18 protein-coding genes and 1 pseudogene are annotated in these 18,553 nt (G+C 61.3%); 13 read left to right on the top strand and 6 right to left on the bottom strand.

Going from position 1 to position 18,553, the window contains the following annotated elements:
• From M0D64_RS30385 to M0D64_RS30410, 6 genes and pseudogenes are all read left to right on the top strand, one after another.
• The coding region (locus M0D64_RS30385; RefSeq protein ID WP_266260480.1) for a DUF1329 domain-containing protein at positions 1-572 on the top strand (572 nt) is incomplete at its 5' end.
• Between the two features lie 92 nt (positions 573-664).
• Positions 665-1,696 carry a YCF48-related protein gene (locus tag M0D64_RS30390; protein ID WP_266260481.1) on the top strand — a complete coding sequence of 344 codons (1,032 nt, stop codon included), beginning with the start codon at positions 665-667 and terminating at the stop codon, positions 1,694-1,696.
• 14 nt (positions 1,697-1,710) lie between these two features.
• Positions 1,711-4,161 carry an RND family transporter gene (locus tag M0D64_RS30395; RefSeq protein ID WP_266260482.1) on the top strand — a complete coding sequence of 817 codons (2,451 nt, stop codon included), beginning with the start codon at positions 1,711-1,713 and terminating at the stop codon, positions 4,159-4,161.
• A gap of 246 nt (positions 4,162-4,407) precedes the next feature.
• The gene (locus tag M0D64_RS30400) at positions 4,408-5,193 is read left to right on the top strand and encodes an SDR family NAD(P)-dependent oxidoreductase (protein ID WP_266260483.1); all 786 of its coding nucleotides are present in this window, start codon (positions 4,408-4,410) and stop codon (positions 5,191-5,193) included.
• Positions 5,194-5,364: 171 nt separating this feature from the next.
• Positions 5,365-6,276, top strand: coding sequence for a VOC family protein (locus tag M0D64_RS30405; protein WP_266260484.1), 912 nt, complete (start codon positions 5,365-5,367; stop codon positions 6,274-6,276).
• A gap of 169 nt (positions 6,277-6,445) precedes the next feature.
• Positions 6,446-6,589 (top strand): annotated as a pseudogene (locus M0D64_RS30410) (IS5/IS1182 family transposase); the annotation flags it as partial.
• 210 nt (positions 6,590-6,799) lie between these two features.
• Here the strand turns inward: M0D64_RS30410 and M0D64_RS30415 are convergent.
• Together M0D64_RS30415 and M0D64_RS30420 are read right to left on the bottom strand one after the other, a co-directional pair.
• Positions 6,800-7,030, bottom strand: coding sequence for a 4-oxalocrotonate tautomerase family protein (locus M0D64_RS30415; protein WP_172166771.1), 231 nt, complete (start codon positions 7,028-7,030; stop codon positions 6,800-6,802).
• Between the two features lie 60 nt (positions 7,031-7,090).
• A complete protein-coding gene (locus M0D64_RS30420; RefSeq protein WP_172166773.1) occupies positions 7,091-7,801 on the bottom strand; it encodes an SDR family NAD(P)-dependent oxidoreductase in 711 nt (236 codons plus the stop codon).
• A gap of 102 nt (positions 7,802-7,903) precedes the next feature.
• Here M0D64_RS30420 and M0D64_RS30425 point away from each other — a divergent pair, with 102 nt between their 5' ends.
• Both M0D64_RS30425 and M0D64_RS30430 read left to right on the top strand, forming a co-directional pair.
• Positions 7,904-8,191 carry a hypothetical protein gene (locus M0D64_RS30425; RefSeq protein ID WP_266260487.1) on the top strand — a complete coding sequence of 96 codons (288 nt, stop codon included), beginning with the start codon at positions 7,904-7,906 and terminating at the stop codon, positions 8,189-8,191.
• Positions 8,192-8,430: 239 nt separating this feature from the next.
• Positions 8,431-8,769 carry a hypothetical protein gene (locus M0D64_RS30430; protein ID WP_266260489.1) on the top strand — a complete coding sequence of 113 codons (339 nt, stop codon included), beginning with the start codon at positions 8,431-8,433 and terminating at the stop codon, positions 8,767-8,769.
• A gap of 82 nt (positions 8,770-8,851) precedes the next feature.
• On the opposite strand, the gene M0D64_RS30435 is transcribed toward M0D64_RS30430, so the two are convergent.
• Positions 8,852-9,331 carry a hypothetical protein gene (locus M0D64_RS30435; protein WP_266260490.1) on the bottom strand — a complete coding sequence of 160 codons (480 nt, stop codon included), beginning with the start codon at positions 9,329-9,331 and terminating at the stop codon, positions 8,852-8,854.
• Positions 9,246-9,641, bottom strand: coding sequence for a transposase (locus M0D64_RS44955; RefSeq protein WP_323135788.1), 396 nt, complete (start codon positions 9,639-9,641; stop codon positions 9,246-9,248). Before M0D64_RS44955 ends, M0D64_RS30435 begins: the two co-directional genes overlap by 86 nt.
• Before the next feature lie 388 nt (positions 9,642-10,029).
• On the opposite strand from M0D64_RS44955, the gene M0D64_RS30440 reads away from it, so the two are divergent.
• On the top strand, positions 10,030-11,073 hold the full coding sequence (locus M0D64_RS30440) for an alpha/beta fold hydrolase (protein WP_266260491.1): 1,044 nt from the start codon (positions 10,030-10,032) through the stop codon (positions 11,071-11,073).
• Between the two features lie 78 nt (positions 11,074-11,151).
• Here the strand turns inward: M0D64_RS30440 and M0D64_RS30445 are convergent, their stop codons facing one another.
• Positions 11,152-12,717: a fatty acid--CoA ligase gene (locus tag M0D64_RS30445; RefSeq protein ID WP_266260492.1), complete on the bottom strand. Its 1,566-nt coding sequence runs from the start codon at positions 12,715-12,717 to the stop codon at positions 11,152-11,154.
• A gap of 81 nt (positions 12,718-12,798) precedes the next feature.
• Here M0D64_RS30445 and M0D64_RS30450 point away from each other — a divergent pair, with 81 nt between their 5' ends.
• The 3 genes from M0D64_RS30450 (at position 12,799) to M0D64_RS30460 (ending at position 15,024) form a co-directional block, all read left to right on the top strand.
• A complete protein-coding gene (locus tag M0D64_RS30450; RefSeq protein WP_266260493.1) occupies positions 12,799-13,179 on the top strand; it encodes a hypothetical protein in 381 nt (126 codons plus the stop codon).
• Positions 13,180-13,327: 148 nt separating this feature from the next.
• Positions 13,328-14,080 (top strand): fumarylacetoacetate hydrolase family protein, encoded by a 753-nt coding sequence (locus tag M0D64_RS30455; RefSeq protein WP_266260494.1) that lies wholly within the window; start codon positions 13,328-13,330, stop codon positions 14,078-14,080.
• Between the two features lie 71 nt (positions 14,081-14,151).
• On the top strand, positions 14,152-15,024 hold the full coding sequence (locus M0D64_RS30460) for a CoA ester lyase (RefSeq protein WP_266260495.1): 873 nt from the start codon (positions 14,152-14,154) through the stop codon (positions 15,022-15,024).
• A 211-nt stretch (positions 15,025-15,235) separates the two neighbouring features.
• Here M0D64_RS30460 and M0D64_RS30465 read toward each other — a convergent pair whose 3' ends face one another.
• A complete protein-coding gene (locus M0D64_RS30465; protein ID WP_308102520.1) occupies positions 15,236-16,981 on the bottom strand; it encodes an FAD-dependent monooxygenase in 1,746 nt (581 codons plus the stop codon).
• Positions 16,982-17,355: 374 nt separating this feature from the next.
• Here M0D64_RS30465 and M0D64_RS30470 point away from each other — a divergent pair, with 374 nt between their 5' ends.
• Positions 17,356-18,504 carry a serine hydrolase domain-containing protein gene (locus M0D64_RS30470; RefSeq protein ID WP_266260497.1) on the top strand — a complete coding sequence of 383 codons (1,149 nt, stop codon included), beginning with the start codon at positions 17,356-17,358 and terminating at the stop codon, positions 18,502-18,504.
• Positions 18,505-18,553: the final 49 nt, after the last annotated feature.

The raw sequence follows: 18,553 nt of genomic DNA on the forward strand, positions 1-18,553 counted from the left end.
GCCAGCGCCGGGTGCGGCTCGCACCGGAGTTCACGTACGACACAGTCGTGACGTCGAACAGTGGGATCTTCCTGTGGGACGAGACCAACGGTTTCGACGGCAAGATGGATCGGTTCGACTTCAAGCTGGTGGGCAAGAAGGAGCTCTACATTCCGTACAACGTCTACAAGTACCTGAATACGCCGGTCGACCAGTTGCTGCAAAAGAATCACGTCAATCCGGATAACTTGCGCTACGAACTGCACCGCGTCTGGGTCGTCGAAGCGACGCTCAAGGCGGGGGCGCGTCACGTCGACAGCAAGAAGGTGTTTTACCTGGATGAAGATAGCTGGGACATGGTCGGCTATGAAGGGTTTGATCATGCGGACAAGCTGGTGCGCGTGCTGTGGTTCCCGGTGTGGCAGGCGTACGACGTGCCGGCGCCGATGAACAACAATCAGCTGATTTACGATTTCGTGAAACAGAACTGGGCATTGGGTTCGTTCGGCGTGGGCGAAGGGTTCCATAAGCGTGGGCCACTGCCGGCGAACTACTTTACCGCCGATGCACTGGCCACCCGGGGAGTTCAATAGTGTGCCGCGCAACTCGTGACAGGCGGAGGCACCGCATCGTTTCGTTCCGACGTGCGTCGCATTGCGCGGGCTTGCTGGTCTCGCTGGTGCTCATGTCCAGCGTAGCCTCTGGTGCACCGATGCAGGCCGACGGCAAGTTCGTGGATCCGCTGGATGTGTCTGCGCAAACCACGCGCTTCGCGGCCACGACGCAGCTCGGCGCAATCGCTCGGGCCGGATCGCGGCTCGTGGCGGTCGGGGTGCGGGGCCTGATCGTGCTGTCCGATGACGGCGGTGGGACCTGGCGCCAGGTCGCGAGTCCAGTCGGGTCGGATCTGGTTGCCGTCCGCTTCGTGTCGTCCCGACAGGGTTGGGCGTCGGGCCATGACGGCGTCATTCTCGCGACGACCGATGGCGGTGAGCACTGGGTCAAGCAGTTCGACGGCCGCGCGGCGGCAGATCTGCTGAAGGCGCATTTTGCCGCGCAGGCGACGAGCGGCGACGCGGTCGCCGCTCGGTTGTTGAAGGAGATCACGCTCAACTACCAGAACGGTCCGACGATGCCGATGCTCGACCTGTCGTTCGAGAACGCGCAGACCGGGTGGGCGGTGGGGCCGTTCGGAACCATTCTCGGCACGCACGATGGTGGAAAGAGTTGGGCGTCGTGGATCGAGAAGGTCGACAACGACAAGATGCTTCACTACACCGCTGTCAGCGACGTGGGGGGCAATGTTTATCTCGCGTCGGAGCGAGGCACGCTGTTCAAGCTCGACCGGCCCAAGGAACGTTTCATCGCAATCGCGACTGGCTATAACGGCAGCTTTCTGGGCGTGGTCGGTTCCCGCGGGTACGTCATCGCGTACGGCCTTGGCGGCTCCGCGTATCGCTCGCGAGATGGCGGAGTCAGCTGGCAGCGCCTGTCCACGGGCGTCCATGCAAGCCTGACGGGGGCATGCGTGCTCGACGACGGCCGGTTGCTGTTGGCAGCTCAGGATGGCCATCTGATCATGAGCAGCGACGAGGGAGATACGTTCCATTCCGTCGCCGTGCCGAGGCAGGACCTCATCACGGGCGTCGCACCTGCCGGCCGCAATCGGGTTGTACTGACGGGCCTCGGCGGCACGCAGATTGTCAACCTCCATTGAGTGAGTGATTCGTCATGAAGGTCGATACCAACGACAGCATCACCAGGCCGGTCGTGCGCGACCTTAATGAGTTCGATCGCGCGAGCGGAATATGGCTGGAACGCATTATCTTCAACAATCGTCCGGCACTGCTGATTGTGTGTGTCTTTGCGACACTATTTCTCGGATGGCACGCGCTTCATCTGCGGGTGAACACAAGTTTCGAGAAGATGCTTCCAAGCAGGCATCCGTACATTCAGAACTATCTTGAACATCAGGACTCATTGCGCGGACTTGGCAACGTGGTGCGTATTGTCGTGGAAAACAAGCGCGGCAATATCTTCGATAAGGATTACCTGGCGGTTCTGCAAAAGGTCAATGATACGGTCTACCTGATCCCCGGGGTGGACCGTTCTGCGATGCGCGGCCTGTGGACCACCAGCCTACGCTGGACGGAGGTCACCGAAGAGGGGTACCGAGGCGGCCCCGTCATGCCGAACAACTTCGATGGCTCGCCCGCGAGCCTGGGGCAGCTCAGGATCAACATCGCGCGAGCGGGCGTCGTTGGCAGCTATGTGGCGAACGACCTGAAATCGAGCATGATCGTCGTGCCGCTGCTGGATTCCAATCCCGACACGCGCAAGCCGCTCGACTATGCGACGTTCTCGAGGGAATTGAAACGCAAGGTTCTGTCGCTGGAAAGTCCCTCGGTCGGCGTACACATTGTAGGTTTTGCCGAGATTGTCGGGGACCTGATCGACGGCTTGAGCCAGGTGATGATGTTCTTCGGAATCTCGGCTGCTATCGCCGGATTGTTCGTCTTTGCATTTACGCGGGACCTGCGCAGCACGCTGTTGTTGATCGGTGTATCAGCGCTGGCGGTGGTGTGGCTGCTTGGGCTCATGGAGCTGCTCGGTTACGCGCTCGATCCGTATTCGATTCTGGTGCCATTTCTGATTTTCGCGATCGGCCTGTCGCATGGCGCGCAGAAGATGAACGGCATCATGCAGGATATCGCGCAGGGCACACACCGTTACGTGGCGGCCCGCTACACGTTTCGTCGGCTCTTTCTCGCGGGTGTTACCGCGCTGCTGACCAACGTGGTCGGTTTTGCCGTGCTGATGGTGATCGACATTCCGGTCATCCACGATTTGGCGTTGACGACCAGTATCGGTGTGACGGTACTGATATTCACGAAGCTGATTCTGGTTCCCGTGTTGTTGTCGTACCTCGGCGTCGACGAGCAGGCCGCTGCCCGCAGACTTCAGGCGGAGCGAGCGGGCGAGGACCGCGATTGGGTGGCCCGTGTGTGGGCGTGTCTGCTGCATTTCACGTCGAGCAAGTGGGCGCAGGCCGCGATTGCGGTGTCGTTCGCAATCGGTGTCTCGGCCTTAGGGATCAGCCAGGAACTCAAGACGGGAGATCTGGATCCCGGCGCACCAGAGCTCCGCTCCGACTCGCGTTACAACCGTGACGATGCCTACGTCAAGGCCCATTATCGGTTGTCCAGCGATCAATTCGTCGTGATGCTCGTCACCCCGCCGGGGCAATGCAACAACTACGCGACGCTGATCGAACTCGATCGCATGGGAGCCAACCTGCGGCAGGTCGATGGCGTAAAGGGCACCGCTTCGGCCGCCGACATGGTGCGCCTCGCCACGGCCGGCCAGTTCGAGGGTAACCCGAAGTGGCTTTCGATTCCGCGAGATGCAAATGTCCTTAATACAGCGCTTGCGGATGTGTTGGCGGACCATCCGGAAATGGTCGATCAACGGTGCTCGGTGATGCCGCTGATTGCGTACCTTGGCGACCACAAGGCCGATACGCTTTCTCGCGTCGTGGCTTCCGCCGAGGCGTTCGGCAAGGCGCACAGTTCGCCTGAGCGCCAATTCGTGCTGGCAGCCGGCTCGGCCGGAATCGAGGCAGCGACGAACATCGTCGTCGAGCAGGCTCATCACCGCATGCTGGCGCTGCTCTATGCCGCGGTCGTAGCGCTGTGCCTGATCACGTTCCGCAACTGGCGGGCAGTCATCGTGGCACTGGTGCCGCTTCTGATTACGTCGGTGCTCTGCGAGGCATTGATGGTGGTTCTGGGGATCGGCGCAAAAGTGGCGACGCTGCCCGTGATCGCGCTGGGTGTTGGCGCCGGCGTCGACTACGCGCTGTATCTATTGAGTGTGCAACTGAACTTGCAGCGTGCCGGCGTTCCGTTGCGAGAAGCGTACATGCGTTCCCTGCGGTTCACCGGGCGCGTGGTGGCCCTCGTCGGTTTGACGATGTCGGCTGGCGTGATCACCTGGATCTGGTCGCCGATCAAGTTTCAGGCGGACATGGGCATCCTGCTGACCTTCATGTTCCTCTGGAACATGGTCGGCGCACTCGTCCTCATTCCGTCGCTGTCGTACGTTCTGTTGCGGCGGCTCGGCGAGCGAAAGCGGGAAGCCGATCAGGCGCCGGCCTTGTCTTCGACGGCCACTGATGTATGAGCGCGGATGTCGATTCGTCCATTCAGCTCGGTAACACGCAGTGGGACGGGGTCGACGCGTGCGGGACGCAATGAGCAGAATTTCGCGCATGACGAAATGGATGTTTCGTCATCGAACCACGCGGAAAAATGGAACTCGGGAAATTGACGATAAAGGCGCCGCCGATCCCATCGGCACGGCGTCGAACCACGTCAATACGGCCTGAGCCTCTGTAATGTCGTATTTTCTGGTATCACGCACAAGATCATGACGAGTACACGAAAGTCTCGGCTTCAATCGAAGATCGCCCTGGTGACAGGGGGGACGAAGGGCATTGGGAAAGCGGTCGTGTTGGCTTTCCTGCGAGAAGGGGCGTCGGTCGTCTTTACGGGATCGACTGGCCAGGACGGGCCGCCTCTGGAGCGCGCGCTGCGCGAGCAGGGCCACGACGCGACGTTCATGCAATGCGACAGTCGAAGCGAACAACAGATCGGCGACGTGGTTGCGCGTGTCGTCGAGACGCACGGCCGCCTCGATATCGCCGTCAACAACGTCGGCAACATCGCGCCGTCGGACGCTCCGCTTGGCAAGCTGCACGAAACATTGGTCGACGCGTTCGACGAGACGATCAATCGCAATCTTGTCACCACGTTCATCAGCATGAAGCATGAGATCGCCGTCATGCTTCCTCAGGGGGGCGGGGTGATCTGCAACACGTCGTCGATGGCGGGCGTGCGCGTCTCCGATGCGGTTTCCGCGGCCTATCACGCCGCCAAGGCGGGCGTCGTTCACCTGACGCGCAAGGCTGCGATTCAGTACGCGTCCGACAACATTCGCGTGAACGTGATTGCTCCGGGCGCGACGTACACGGAGCAAGCCCAAAAGCGATTCACGCACGAAGCATTCGATGAGCTTGCCGCGTCGGTTCATCCGCTTGGCCGGGCCGTCACACCCGAGGAATGTGCAGAGGTATTCGTATTTCTATGTTCGGACGAATCAGCTGCGATCACCGGCCATCTGATGCCTGTCGACGGCGGATGGGCAGCGAAGTAGGGCACCGGAGTCGACAGGCTGCTCAGAGCGACGACGCGGGCAGCACGCGTACGTTGTTGCGAACTCACATCACGGTACGATTGGCCGCCGAAGCGGCATTTTCGCGGCTTCATTCCTGAAACGGCAGTCGTTTTCGATGAAGCATAAGTAATGAAACGGGAGATTTGCGCTATGACCAACATAGGTGTGACCGAGCTGGGTTACCTCGGCATTGGCATCCGGGATCTCGATGCATGGCGTTTTTACGCCAGCGAGATCCTGGGGATGGAGTGGGGCGACAGCAACGGTGAGCTCAGTCTGCGCATGGACTACTGGCATCACCGGATTCTGATTGAACAGAGCGACGAAGACGACGTCCTGTTCGCCGGATATCGCGTTGCGGGGCCCGAAGAGTTCCGCATGATGCAGCACCACCTCGAGGAATGCGGTGTGCCCTTCAAAGTGGCCTCTCCCGCTGAGTCGGAGAAGCGCTGCGTGCTGGAATTCCTCAGACTTTCGGATCCGGCAGGACTACCGATCGAAATCTTCCACGGGCCCCTTGTCGACCGCCACAAGCCTTATCGGCCGGGGCGAGGCATGCACGGAAGATTCGTGACGGGGAGCGGCGGACTCGGGCATATCGTGATTCGTGATGGTGGCGTTGAGGAGACCTACCGCTTCTACCGTCAGGTGCTCGGAATGCGCGGCACGGTCGAAGTCCGCTTTGAAATGGGAGGCGTGCGGCGCGAGCCGATTTTCATGCATTGTTGCGAACGGGATCACACGATCGGCTTCGGCGTCGGCCCGCTCCCGAAGCGCATTCACCATCTGATGGTCGAGGTCGACAACCTCGACGATGTCGGCCTCGCGTACGATCTGGCGCGGCGCAACGGCGTGCCAGTCCTCATGGCACCTGGGCGCCACGCGAACGACAGCATGTTTTCGTTTTACATGCAGACACCGTCCGGATGGTTCTGCGAGTACGGATACGGTGGCGCACCGCCCAATCACCAATCGGAATACAACCTCGTGGGTGACATCTGGGGACATGAGATGGTCGCGACATCGTATACGGGTGAGGTAGGGCGAGAAACTCCCGGGTAGAGCAGGTCAGCTTGCCTCGACGTCGTGAGGGATAGCTTCCGCTGCGTCGATGCGAGCGACTTGCCGGGCGGGCGTCTCGTCCGGGGGCGGCTTCTGGCATTGGTGCGCGGCCAGGTCGATGAAAGGTTGGGGTAATAGAGTGACGGCCCCACTATTCAGAAGCTGACGCATGCCGCACAAGTACAACGCCGATCGCCGGCATCACATCGGGAAGATGGCGCATCGTGTGACGAACTGGCCGGAGTACGAAGCGGGCCTGCGCAGCCGGGGGAGCCTGACGTTGTGGATCACGCCCGAGGCGCTGGCGCAGTGGCCCGTTCCTTTGCCCGGGCTGCCACGCCGTCTGGTTTGTAGTCTCGACGGTTCGCCACAGACCGGCCTGTGATGCCGTAATTCATGGCTGTGCTGTCTCGCCGGCTGCCTCCGCCGGTCCTGGTAGGGACCGGCTTAGGGGCGCACCTCGTCGCTACTTCGGACGGCGCTTGCTCAATCCGGCGCGCCCCCCACATCCCGAAGGTCGAGGTTATTTCAGTGCTTTCTGTCGGCGATACTCGGGAACCGGCAGTCCGCCCCAGCCCCAGTTCTCCGTCTCCACTTCTTCGATGACGACAAACGTGGCGTCAAGAGGCTTGTTCAGCACATCGAGCAGGAGGTGGCTCACGCCCTTGATGAGTTGAGCCTTTTCATCGGCGGTGACGGAGTCGGCCCCCGGTTTGGTGCCCTCCCGGGTCACCTGAATTGTAACGATAGGCACGTCGGCTTCCTTGATTGTGATTGATGAACAGGGCGCCGGCCGGCAGCGCCCGGAACGTGCTCAATGACCGGCGATCTGGCCGCCGTCGACGTGCAGGATTTCGCCCGTCACGAACGGCGCCGAGTCCAGATACACGATCGCGTTGACGATGTCGCTCATTTCGCCCATGTGACCGACCGGATGCAGCCCGCCGAGTGCCGCGTGCGTTTCCGGGGCGTGCATTGGCGACTTGATGATGCCCGGCGCGACCGCATTCGCGCGAATCCCGCGCTTGGCGTATTCGATCGCGAGAGAGCGGGTCGCCGCGGCGATGCCGCCCTTGGTCAGCGACGCCAGCACCGAGGGCACGCCGTCGATGGCGTGGTCCACCAGCGTCGTCGTAATGCTGACCACGTGGCCGCTCTCCTGTTTCTCCATCTGCGCCACCGCGAGCTGGGTGATGAAATGGAAGCCCGCCAGGTTCACGCCGGTCACCGTTGCATAGTCTTCGGCGGTGTACTGCGTGAACGGCTTGGCGACGAAGATACCCGCGTTGTTGACTAGCGTGTCGACCCGGCCGAAGCGCGCGATCGCCTCATCGATCACACGGCGAGCGGTGGCCGGATCGGCGATGTCGCCGGCCACGGTGGCGATGTCCGGGTCATCGGACGGCCGGATGGTGCGCGACGTGGCGACGACCTGGTGGCCCAGCTTGCGGAATGCCTTGACTGTCTCCGCGCCAATGCCCTGCGACGCGCCGGTAACGACGATGACCTTTTTCGAATTGCTCATATAAAACCTCCGGATTAATTGAATCGGCTGTGTTTCTGACCGGGCTGTCGTTGCCCTTGGGTGTGAATGTAGGCGCGTCGCCGCGAGATTAGAATACTCACCATGGAGATTCAGTCTTGCGTGCCGCGAACAAATCCGGTGTGGGCTTCAGACATGGTGCCGCCTGTGGGCTGTGCCGGTGGTAAACGAGCAGAGGCAGAACTGCGGCGGAATGAGGCGTTCCTGTCGGAAGGCCAATACCTCGCGCGCATGGGCAATTTTTCGTGGAATCTCGCGATGGGCGATATCGTGCGGTCAGAACCGCTCTATCGTATTTTCGCGTTCGAATTGGACAAGCCTGTAGCGCTCGATCTCATCGCCTCGCGATTCCATCCCATGACGTTATCGTGATCGGGGATATGGCAAAGCGGGCGCGGCGACGGTGATTTCGAATATCAACTCCGGCTATTGATGCCCGATCAGTCAGTCAAGTATGTTCACATGATCGCCCATCGGACCAAAGACCATTCGGGAGAAATCGAATACATTGGGGCGGCACTTGACGTCACGCAACGCCGGGTCGCGGAGGAGGCACTCGGCAAGGCTCGATCGGAGCTCGTACACGTCGCCAGGACCATGGGTCTGGGCGTATGACCGCTTCAATCGCGCACGAGGTCAACCAGCCGCTGGCCGATATCGTGACAAACGCCAGCACCTGTTTTCGCATGCTGGCTGCAAATCCGCCCAATATCGTGGGTGCGCGCGAGACTGCGCGGCGCACAATTCGTCACGGCAACCGCGCGACCGACGTAATCACGCGCTTGCGTGCGCTTTTCAGCAAGCGTAGTGCGACGATCGAGGCGGTCGATCTGAATCATGCCGCCAGCGAGGTGCTTGCGTTGTTGCGGAGCGATCTCGAGCGGGCACGCGTGGTTCTGCGCATTGAACTTGCCGACAATCTTCCGTTTGTCGGCGGCGATCGGGTTTAGCTCCAGCAGGTGATCATGAATCTGTTGCGTAATGCCGCAGATGCAATGAGTTTCGTTGATGGCCTCCCGACCCCGTGTTGACCTAATTTAGACTTACCTCAATATTCGCGGACTTCGTTGAACATCTCGGCAAGCGCACACGATCCGGCGTCGACGACAGATGCCACACAGGAGGAACGCGACATGACCACTCAAGCGGGCAAGCGCGCATTGGGTTGGGCCGGCAATCGTAGACGCCATCCAGACTGAGGGTTGAACCTTGCAGGTCCGCGCCGATGGCGCGGACCATTCCGGTTGGTATGGGCAGCGCGTCGCGCAACAGCGGCGATTCGTTGCGGTTGCCCGGGGCCGTCACGAACGGCGCGATGATGCTGCAGTCGCGATCGCGGAAGGCCACGACCTTGTCTCCCTTGAGATGCTTGTGGCCGCTGTATCCCAGGTTATCGCCGCCTTTCTTCGCCGCCGTGGTGGTACCGTCACCGTGGATGACGGTGAGATCCAGTCGCCCGTCCTGATGAAGCTTGCGCACCGAGCCGGGAAAAAATCCGGTCGATACAGCCATCGGCCTCCCAGTGCCGCAGTGCCCGATAAATACGCGTGTAGTGAATCTCGGGGCGGCCTTTAGCGTTCATCCTGTTCGGCAGCGCTTTCCACTGGCACCCGGTGTAAAGCAACTGCAGGACGTAATTGAAGATTGTGTGCATCGCCAGGGTTGGCGCCGGCCCACGTCGGCCACGGCTCAGATGCGACAAGACACCCATTAGCGGGCCTGCGTCAAGTGAGCAAACAACACCATCGACTGCCTCAGCATCGACCCAGTGAAGCTGGAAGACGTTTTTCGCGATGTCTACCCCGACCGCCGCATACTTCATTTCGGACCCTCCGGTTAGCCTGTGAAGATCTCAATGATCTTCCTATTTGGGCACATTGATGCCGTCGGCCCGTGAGGGTCCACTTCCTTCAGCTTCTCGCATCCGGTAGGTGGGGGCGTTCATTCCATTCGTCACCGCCCACCGTCACCTCCATGCACCAACGCCCCTGTATGCCGCACTTTTTCGTCGATTAGCGGCGACTCCCGCTTCGCCGTTTCTGTATCACAATGTATCTGCGCCGGCGGTAAATACATAACGTTTCACTGGCGCTCCTCGCGGACACAAACCAGATACGGCCAGGGGTTCTAATACTTCCAGGCCAGATTGTCTGGTTTCTCAAGCGCGACCTGCACGGCGCTTGTCCTTCTAACATTTGAGGAGATTCAGCATGCCGGACCAGATCAATACTCGACGTCGTCGTCTGCTTGGGACTACAGTGGCTGGGATTAGTTTGATGGAGTTGGGTTTGAGCGGACTCGCCAGGGCGCAGTCGAACGGCACTCCACCCAATGCGAAAGCGGCAACGCGTATTGCTTCGTTCGACAACATTCGCCAGGTCAACGCCGGAACGCTCAGTATGGGTTATGCGGAAGCGGGCCCTCAGAATGGACCGGTCGTCATCCTGCTGCACGGCTGGCCGTACGATATCTATAGCTTTGCTGAAGTCACGCCGTTGCTTGCAGCCGCTGGCTACCGGGTCATCGTGCCATATCTGCGCGGCTATGGTTCGACGCGGTTTCTGTCCGCGGATACGCCTCGCAACGGGCAGCAGGCTGTGGTTGCCGTTGACATCATTGCATTGATGGACGCATTGAAGATCGACAAAGCGATCTTTGGCGGCTTCGATTGGGGCGCGCGCACGGTCAATATCATTGCCGCGCTGTGGCCGCAACGGTGTACGGCGATGGTGTCGGTGAGCGGTTATCTGATCGGCAGTCAGGAAGCCAACAAGAAGCCGCTGCCACCGAAGGCCGAGTTCGCCTGGTGGTATCAGTTCTATTTCGCCACGGAGCGCGGCTATGCGGGTTATGACGCAAACCGCCACGACTTCAACAAGCTGATCTGGCGTCTCGCGTCGCCTAAGTGGAATTTCGACGATGCGACGTACGAGCGCTCGGCTGAGTCGTTCAACAGTCCGGATCACGTCGCGGTGGTGATACACAACTACCGCTGGCGTCTGGGGCTCGCCAAGGGCGAGCCGCAATACGACGAGCTCGAAGCGCGTCTGGCGACAGCGCCGGCCATCTCAGTTCCTACTATCACGATGGAGGGCGATGCTAACGGCGCACCGCATCCCGAGCCGGCAGCCTACGCGAAGAAGTTCACCGGCAAGTATCAACACCGGAACATCGGCGGCGGCATCGGACATAACCTGCCACAGGAAGCGCCGAAGGCATTTGCCGATGCCATTATCGACGTCGTTCGCCTTTAACCGGACTTTCTGTCACTACCGTGGGGAAAGGGGTACATTGCGCACACCGTCGCCTCCATGCACCAACGCCCCCGCGCTTCAATTCACTTTCCGCATACGCCCCGCCCAATATTGCTCCTGCAACTGACGTCGAAGAATTTTACCCGACGCATTTCGCGGGAGCGCTTCGACGAAATCGATGCTCTTGGGAACCTTGAAGCCGGCGATTCGGGTGCGTGCAAACTTAAGGATGTCTTCGACATTCGCAACGGCGCCGGGCTTGAGCACGATCACCGCCTTGACTGCCTCACCCCATTTCTCGTCGGGCACCCCGATCACTGCCACCTCCGCGACACCGGGATGGCCGTAGATCGCGTTCTCGACCTCGGCGGGATAGATGTTTTCCGCACCTGAGATGATCATGTCCTTCACTCGATCGTGGATATAGAGGTAGCCGCTCTCGTCCAGATAACCGGCATCGCCGGTACGCAGCCAGCCGTCCGGATCCACGGTCGCCGACGTCGCTTCGGGCATGCGCCAATATCCGGCCATATTGCCGCAAGATCGCGTCACGATTTCGCCGACCGTATGCGGAGGCAGGGCATTGCCGAGCGAATCGACAATCTTGATCTCGACGCCTGGCATCGGCAGGCCTGCGGCCCGCATCCGCGGATTGCCATTCGGATCGTGATCCTCCGGCGGCAGGTAGGCGATCGCTCCGGCGGTCTCCGTCATTCCGTACTGCTGGCAGAAGCCGCAGCCGAACACATCCATACATTCCCGCAGCAGGTCGAGCGGGATCGGCGACGCGCCGTAGAGGATGTACTTCAACCGCCCGAAGTTCACTTCGCGGCTGCGTGGCTGACGAACGACGATCTGCAGCGCCGACGGGACCATGAACATCTTCGAGATGCGATCGCGTTCAATAAAGTCGAGCACCGTGAGCGGGTCGAACTCGTGCGCGATCACGCCTTTAGCGCCGTGCAGCAGTCCGGCGATCCCCCAGAGGCTGCCGCCGACATGCGCGACCGGCATCGCGACGAGGCTGACGTCGTCGGGTGTCCAGCGATACCAGTCCATCTGCGCCCTGGTCAGTTCGCGATGTTTGGCCAACAGGTTTTCGTGCGTCAGCATCACGCCCTTCGGACGACCGGTGGTGCCGGAGGTGTAAACCTGCAGCGCCACGTCGTCGGGACGAATCTCGACTTGCGGGGCGTCCATTGGTGCAACCTCGCGCCACATGTCGAACGACGTCGCGCTTTGGATCGATGCATCATCGATCGCAATCACCGACGGCCGATTGGCCAGGCAAGCCAGCGCCGCGTTGGCCTGACCCGTTGCGTCGGGGCCGACGAATACCACGCGGGCGCCGCAGTCCTCGAGGATCGCAGCGGCTTCGGCCGGAGCCAGCCGCCAGCCGATTGGCGTCATCACGGCGCCGGCTTTGGCCGCACCGAAGAAGATCTCGAAGTAGCGATCGCTGTTCTTGCCGAGATAAGCCACCCGGTGGCCGGGGGCGACACCGGTGGCGACTAGCGCGTTGGCGACCTGGTTCGTGCGCCGATCAAATAGCGCGAACGTCGTGTCGCGCCCTTGAAAGGAGAAGGCGACCGATTCCGGTCGAGACAGCGCATGGCGCAGGGCAATTTCGGCAAGTGTCGTCATCGAGCCGATATCAGCGGGATTTTGATCAGAGGTCATGTCCGGTCCAGGCAGAAAGCGACGGGTCCGCGAGGCAGTGCCCCAATGGTCGCCTCGCAGGTTGGATTCCGGCTGGAGGGGCGTTGGCGCACCCTCCGAGCCTTCGCACCGTCACGCATTGTTGATTCAGCCCTTTCGGGGGTCTTCGTCGAAATCGACGAATTGTGTTCAAAGATGCATCGGCTGGTGCTCATAAACGATCGATCTGAAGAGACTGGGGGCTGTGTTGACAGCGGACCGACCGCGCAATTCGTCTCTTTCGACGAAGACGGTGGAGGGAACGAGAGAAACAATAGGGTCAACGAGCGGGATATCACGGGCCGCACCGATCTGACGACGAAGTTGGTCGAGATGCCGAAGCCAGAACGTGTTCCGGCGCGAATTGCCCGCATACGTGAGCGCGTCCAGATCGGTGATTCGGCGTGAGTTCCGACATGAACAATCCACGTGACGGAGCACCTCACAGATGAAACTTGCGACATTCAGCGTCCGCGGCGGCCTTCCCGAAATCGGCGTGGTGGACGGCGCGCGAATCGTGCGTATCCAGCCCGCCCTACCGCGTCTTGCATCGAACATGATCGACCTGATCGACCGTTGGGACGACGCTCGCTCGGCGGTACAACAGGTCGTCGAAGACGCTGCGCACGTCGTCGCGCTCGACCAGGTTCAGCTGCTCGCGCCGATCGGGCGACCGGGCAAGATCATGGCAATGGGACTGAATTACGCAGATCACGTTGCCGAGGCTGGCCTCGAGATTCCGAAGCATCAAGTCTGGTTCTGCAAACAGCCCAACACCGTCCATCCGCCATACGCGCCGATTCAAATTCCGAAGGCTTCGAAGTCGGTGGACTACGAGGTCGAGCTTGTCCTTATCGTCGGCAAGCGCGGCCGTCACCTGTCCAGGGCGGATGCGCCCGACCATATCTTCGGCTACTGCGTAGGCAATGACGTCACCGCCCGCGACTGGCAGATGCGGACGCCGCAATGGGTGCTCGGCAAGTCGTTCGATTCGCACGGCCCGTTCGGCCCTTGGATCACGACCTCAGATGAAATTGGTGATCCGCACCGCCTCGGCATTCGTTCGATCGTCAACGATGAAGTCCGGCAGAACTCGAACACGCGCGAGCTCATCTTCGACGTGTTCGACCAGGTGACGTATCTGTCGCAGGCCATGACGCTCGAACCCGGCGACATCGTCTTTAGCGGAACGCCCGGGGGAATAGGCGCGGCGATGAAGCCGCCCGTGTTCCTCAAGGCGGGCGACCGGGTGCGCTGTGAGATTGACGAGCTGGGTGCGCTCGACGCAGTTTTCGAGAACGAGGCCTGAGTTCGTCGCGAGCGTGCCGCATGACGGCGCTCAATCATGAAAAGGACCGTAACCTTGAGGAAGGACGCTGTATGACCATGACACCCTCTACGCGCCCTCGACGCAGCGCGCTTTATGTGCCCGCCCACCATGCCCGTGCAATGGAGAAGGCGCGCTCCGCGCGCTGCGATGTTGTCATCCTGGATCTGGAGGACTCGGTCGGTCCCGAGGAGAAACTCCAGGCGCGTACCGCTGCCGCCGAAGCAATTCATGACGGGGGCTTCGCATCGCGAGAAGTCGTGATCCGGACGAACGCCTTGAGTACGCCGTGGGGCATGGAGGATCTGGCCGTCGCGGCGCAGGTGATGCCCAATGCCGTACTCGTTCCGAAGATTTCGGCTGCGAGCGACCTTGCGGCGGCTCGCGCGGCCATGCACGGTAGCGTGCCGATGTGGATCATGATGGAGACCTGTGCGGCGATCCTCAGGCTGAACGAGATCGCTACGGCGGGCGCAAAGGCGGGTGTCGAGGCCTGGGTCATCGGCTCGAGCGACCTTGCCAAGGAAATGCGTTGCGCTCAAGGCGTCGCGCGCCCGGGGTTGCAAACGGCGCTGTCGTTGAGCGTGATGGCCGCGCGCGCTGTCGGGCTCGGAATCCTGGACGGCGTATTCTTCGATGCTGCGAATCCCGACGGGTTTGCGATTCAATGCGCACAGGGAGCGAGTCTCGGCTTCGACGGCAAGACGCTCATTCATCCCAACCAGATCGAGATCGCCAATCGGGCATTCGCGCCCGAACCTGCTGCGATCGCCTGGGCGCGCGCCATCATCGCGGCGTACGACAAGCCCGAGAACGCCGGAAAGGGGCTCGTGGAGATCAATGGCCGCTTTGTCGAACGGTTGCACTACGACGAGGCTCGAAATCTCGTGCAAGTCGCCGAAGCTATTGAAGCGGCCGGGCGGTAGCCGATCCTCCGATCGGGTGCCGGGTGCGTTTGCGCCGGCGCCCGTACACGCTCGCACGCCGATGATTCATGCGCGGGTATCACGCCGGTACATCACGCACCCCGCCGCACCGAAGCATTTGAAGGCGAAATTTGAAATTCTTGTGGAACGCGAAAGGCCACCGCAGAGAGCCGGTCGCATAGACCGGTCTCGGAGGCGGCCTTTCGCGATGTCACCGGGCTGAAGTCAATTCGAGAATCTGCATCATTGCGCTATCCAGGGCCCGCAGAGGTTCGGCAGGCAGCGTTGCGGAACGCCAACCGATATAGAGATCGGGCCGAACAAGAATGCAGCCGTCTTCCTCGATCTCCGACAGAGATTGCCATGTTCCATAGAGATCCTCGTAGTCCAGCGACGCTCCGATCATGACGATCTTGATGTCGACGCCGGTGCGCTCGGATACGGTACGGGCGGCTTCACGCCACGGTTCTCCGCCGTGCCCCGTGAAAAGCACGAAACGTTGCTTGCCGGCGACATCCAGTGTCGAGATGCGTGGTCCGGACTGGCGCGTGCCGAGCCAGGCATGGGGGAGCGGTGAGCCGGGGCGGGTGCTCGGCTGGTAGTAGAGCTCCGGATCCCGCTCGAAACCAGGATCGGGTGTGCCGTCCTCGACCACCGCGCCGGACGCGTAGCGGCGATTCATCTCCACGCCGTGCGCATGCTGCTCGTATTTCATTGTGTCGAGCGCTTGGCGCAGTGCAGCGCGCCCCTCGCGCGTTTCGAACACCGACCGCCGCGGTTCCGTTGAGCCGCCGCGCGTTCCCGCCCCCAGCAGATCCCAAACCGTGCCGTTGAGCATCATGCTCTTGTTTGCGCGCTTGACGATTTGATGCCCCACCGGCTGGCGTTCGGCGTTGAAGCTGTCGAGCAGCTTCGGGTGCGCTTTTCCCTGCAGCACGAGCGCCAGCTTCCAGGACAGGTTGAACGCGTCCTGGATGCAGGTGTTCGAGCCCAGTCCGTTGGCCGGAGGATGGCGATGCACCGCATCGCCCATGCACATGACGCGACCGATGGCGTAGTGCTCGGCCACGACGTCGTTGATCGTCCACATCGACGCCGAAATGATCTTCATCGACAGATGAGGATCTCCGACGAGTTCGCGGATGCGCTTCTCGAAGTCCTGCGTCGTCGGCGTGGGCGTTCCCGCGGCTTCCGGAACGACGAGCACCGCGATCCATTGATCCCACGGCCGCACCATGCGAAACAGGCCGATGGGTGACCACGTCGACACGTCCGGCTGAATGATCTGGTAGAAGATCCCGCGCCGATGGGTCACATAGGCGCTGAGATCGACGTCGACCAGGACGTTGAAGATATTGCCGAGCCCATGTTGACCCACGAGCGGGATGCCGAGCTGCTCGACGACCCGGCTGCGGGCGCCGTCCGCCCCAATCATGTATTTCGCGCGGACCTGAATAGTCTCATTGGTCAGCAGATCGCGAATAGTTGCGGTGACGCCTGCATCGTCCTGCTCGAACGACAGCAACTCCGTGTCGAATCGAATCTGCGAGCCGAGACGCGCCGCCTCAGCCAGCAGGATCGGTTCCATCTGAGTCTGCGGCAGGTCGCACAGCGAACAAGGGCTGGCCGATTCGTAGTCGCTCTTGCGGCTCGGGTCGTTACCCCACGCATAGGTGCGTGCCAGCTCTTCTCCTCCAAGGCTTCGCAGCCAGAAATGATGCTCAATGTCGGTTCCAGGGCTGGCGAGCGCCATGCACTGCTTTTCCAGGCCCGCGTCGCGCAATGCCTCCATCGTTCGCTGATTGGTGATATGCGCGCGTGGTGTATTCGCCGTACTCCGGCCTCGAGAAATTGCCATATTCGAGATGCCGTGCTTCGACAGAAACAACGACGAAGCCGCTCCAGCCGGGCCAGTTCCCACTATCAAAACGTCGGTTTCAATCATGTCCGATCCCATTTCCCATTTCCCAGTTCATCGGCGTCGAAGCGCACGATCGCCCGCTTCGACACGTACGGGCGGCGTCATAGCCGAGCATGCGCGCTCGGGCACGCTGCTGCAGACTATGTCGCCCGACTCCGTATTGGCCGCGCATTGTCGCTCCCGACTGTGTATCTGGTCTTCGTCGAAAGGGACGAATCGCATGCAGAGGCGCGACCCTTGCCGTGATACCAGGCGTGAGACGGGACCACGAGTTCGCCGGCGTTGCCGGGCGCGGATCGTGCATTTCGTCGTTTTCGACGAAGACCGCTGCCAGCGATGGGTGAAAAATCCTCAGGTCGAAATGTCAACACGCCGCGCCATCTGGCGCGCGCCGAGGAGGAGATCTGTCTATGTCTACGCAAGCCTTGAAAACCAGCGATATCGAAGTGCACGGCTACTGCGCACCGAAATACGAGCGACTGCGCGAAGCCTTTCTCGGAAATTTCCGGAACCTGGGAGAGATCGGCGGGAGCTTCGCCGTCACGGTTCGCGGCGAGCTGGTGGCCGATTTGTGGGGCGGCTGGAAGGATTTCGAAGCGACGACACCTTGGGAACAGGACACGATTGCCTGCGTATGGTCCACGTCGAAGGGGATCGGCGGCGCGTGCTTCGCCATGCTAATCGATCGCGGCATAGCGTCCTACGAGGATAAGGTCAGCCGATATTGGCCGGAATTTGCGGTTCACGGCAAGGGCGACCTCACGATCGGCATGCTGCTGTCGCATCAGTCCGGCATTACGGGCTTCGATACGCCGGCGACGCTCGACGACCTGTTCTCGGGAGAGCCGGCCGCGCAGCGCCTCGCGGCCCAGGCGCCGCTCTGGCCGATCGGCACGGCCTCGGGTTACAGCAACGTGGTGGCGATTCTGGCGACGGAGTTGTTCAAGCGGATCGAGGGCCGATCGATCCAGCAGTTCGTCGCTGACGAATTGAAGGGTTCATTCGGTCTCGACATCTCGGTGGGCGTGAGTCAGCAAGACCTGCCTCGCGTCGCGATCATGCTGAGTGAAAAGAAAATGGAGGCAGTCAACACGGTTCCCGTTGCAAACGAAGCGCAGCGCGGGTTGCACAACCCGCCGCTGACGAGCGACGTGGCCACGACGCCAGGATTCCAGCGCGCCGACATCATCGCGATGAATGGATTTTCGAACGCGCGGGCACTGGCGTCGATGTACGGCCTGCTGCGGCATCCGGGCCAGGACGGCCGCAGACTCGCGGGCGATGCGGCCGTCGCGGAGGCAGCAAAGTTGCGCTTCGACGGTGTCGACCGGGTACGAGGTATCCGGCGAACCTGGTCGGCGGGTTTCCTGCGCAATGTGGAGAACTGCTGGGGGCCGAACGCCCAGGCATTTGGTCATGGCGGATGGGGGGGCTCGTTCGGGTACGTCGATCCTGTCGCCGATATCTCCGTTGGCTATGTGATGAATCTGATGAGCGACCAGATGGACCTCAACCCTCGCCGGCGCGCGCTCATTGACGCCATCTACGCCGCACGCTAGTCGCGCCGCCGGGCGCCTCGCGACACACGGAACCTTTCCACCTAGTGGA

Source organism: Paraburkholderia sp. WS6 (assembly GCF_030464835.1).
GTDB lineage: Bacteria > Pseudomonadota > Gammaproteobacteria > Burkholderiales > Burkholderiaceae > Paraburkholderia > Paraburkholderia madseniana.

Bases quoted from the DNA above. Each gene is read 5' to 3' on its own strand.
- M0D64_RS30455 (WP_266260494.1), top strand. From the start codon at position 13,328: ATGATCGACCTGATCGACCGTTGGGACGACGCTCGCTCGGCGGTACAA.
- M0D64_RS30420 (WP_172166773.1), bottom strand. From the start codon at position 7,801: ATGAGCAATTCGAAAAAGGTCATCGTCGTTACCGGCGCGTCGCAGGGC.
- M0D64_RS30425 (WP_266260487.1), top strand. From the start codon at position 7,904: ATGGAGATTCAGTCTTGCGTGCCGCGAACAAATCCGGTGTGGGCTTCA.
- M0D64_RS30445 (WP_266260492.1), bottom strand. From the start codon at position 12,717: ATGACGACACTTGCCGAAATTGCCCTGCGCCATGCGCTGTCTCGACCG.
- M0D64_RS30435 (WP_266260490.1), bottom strand. From the start codon at position 9,331: ATGGCTGTATCGACCGGATTTTTTCCCGGCTCGGTGCGCAAGCTTCAT.
- M0D64_RS30450 (WP_266260493.1), top strand. From the start codon at position 12,799: ATGGTCGCCTCGCAGGTTGGATTCCGGCTGGAGGGGCGTTGGCGCACC.
- M0D64_RS30400 (WP_266260483.1), top strand. From the start codon at position 4,408: ATGACGAGTACACGAAAGTCTCGGCTTCAATCGAAGATCGCCCTGGTG.
- M0D64_RS30430 (WP_266260489.1), top strand. From the start codon at position 8,431: ATGACCGCTTCAATCGCGCACGAGGTCAACCAGCCGCTGGCCGATATC.
- M0D64_RS30470 (WP_266260497.1), top strand. From the start codon at position 17,356: ATGTCTACGCAAGCCTTGAAAACCAGCGATATCGAAGTGCACGGCTAC.
- M0D64_RS30460 (WP_266260495.1), top strand. From the start codon at position 14,152: ATGACCATGACACCCTCTACGCGCCCTCGACGCAGCGCGCTTTATGTG.
- M0D64_RS30440 (WP_266260491.1), top strand. From the start codon at position 10,030: ATGCCGGACCAGATCAATACTCGACGTCGTCGTCTGCTTGGGACTACA.
- M0D64_RS30465 (WP_308102520.1), bottom strand. From the start codon at position 16,981: ATGGGATCGGACATGATTGAAACCGACGTTTTGATAGTGGGAACTGGC.
- M0D64_RS30405 (WP_266260484.1), top strand. From the start codon at position 5,365: ATGACCAACATAGGTGTGACCGAGCTGGGTTACCTCGGCATTGGCATC.
- M0D64_RS30395 (WP_266260482.1), top strand. From the start codon at position 1,711: ATGAAGGTCGATACCAACGACAGCATCACCAGGCCGGTCGTGCGCGAC.
- M0D64_RS44955 (WP_323135788.1), bottom strand. From the start codon at position 9,641: ATGAAGTATGCGGCGGTCGGGGTAGACATCGCGAAAAACGTCTTCCAG.
- M0D64_RS30390 (WP_266260481.1), top strand. From the start codon at position 665: ATGTCCAGCGTAGCCTCTGGTGCACCGATGCAGGCCGACGGCAAGTTC.